Here is an 816-nt window from a genome sequence, read left to right as displayed (position 1 = left end):
CTGCCGCCGCGGCGCACGCCCTCGGCATAGACATGTGCATCACGTTCCGAAACACCGGACTCCGTCAGCGCCCCGACGATGCCGCCGGCGGCTCCGCCCACCACAGCGCCGCCGACCGCGCCTACAGCCGTAGCCGCGAGCCAACCTGCCGCCACGACGGGTCCCACTCCCGGGATGGCCATGATCCCGAGCCCGGTAAGGAGCCCGCCCGCGCCGCCGACGAGCGCCCCAAGGCCGGCGCCGGCGGCGGCATCTTCACCGGCGTCTGAAGTCTCGTCCTGCCGATACCGATTGTCGGAATTGTTGGCCACGATGCTGATGTCGTCTCGCGGCACGCCGATCGCTTCCAGTTCGCTTACCGCGTCGGCGGCGTCCTGATAGTCATCGAAAAGTCCGGTGACAGTCGTCATGTTTCACTCCATTTCTGAATGGTTATTGAGCGCCGGCAACAACGTTGCCTTTGAAATCGAGCGCGACGGCAACCTGCTTTCCGTCTTTCTCGGCGGTGCCGCGCCAGATGCCCTGGTCATCCTTCGTCAGGGCGCTGACCTTCGAGAAGCCGGCATCCTGGATCCGCGACTTCGCCTGCGCTTCGGTAAAGCTGTTCGCTCCAGGCACCGGGGCGGATGCATTCTGGTCTGTGTCTGTCGCGGCTGGTACGGTGCTGGTCGTTGCCGTATTGTCGGTTTTGCCTGAGGCGATCTTTTCGATCATCTCCTGGTGCATCTTGAGTGTCGGCAGCGTCTGCTGGGCAAATGCCTTCAGTTCCGCGTTGTCGCCGTCGGCCGCATAGTCCTGGAATAGCTTGACCGCGTC

At 64.1% G+C, this 816-nt stretch carries 2 protein-coding genes; both read right to left on the bottom strand.

Translation table 11 applies throughout. The features are described from left to right. The coding region (locus EOA23_RS35140; RefSeq protein WP_127307355.1) for a general stress protein at positions 1–410 on the bottom strand (410 nt) is incomplete at its 3' end. A gap of 22 nt (positions 411–432) precedes the next feature. Then, on the bottom strand, positions 433–816 hold a 384-nt coding region (locus tag EOA23_RS35135), incomplete at its 5' end, for a DUF4142 domain-containing protein (protein WP_127307354.1).

It is taken from the genome of Mesorhizobium sp. M2A.F.Ca.ET.042.01.1.1 (assembly GCF_003997405.1).
Taxonomy (GTDB): Bacteria; Pseudomonadota; Alphaproteobacteria; order Rhizobiales; family Rhizobiaceae; genus Mesorhizobium.
The sequence above is the reverse complement of the archived record's forward strand: the minus strand, read 5'-3'. Positions and strand labels throughout refer to the sequence as shown.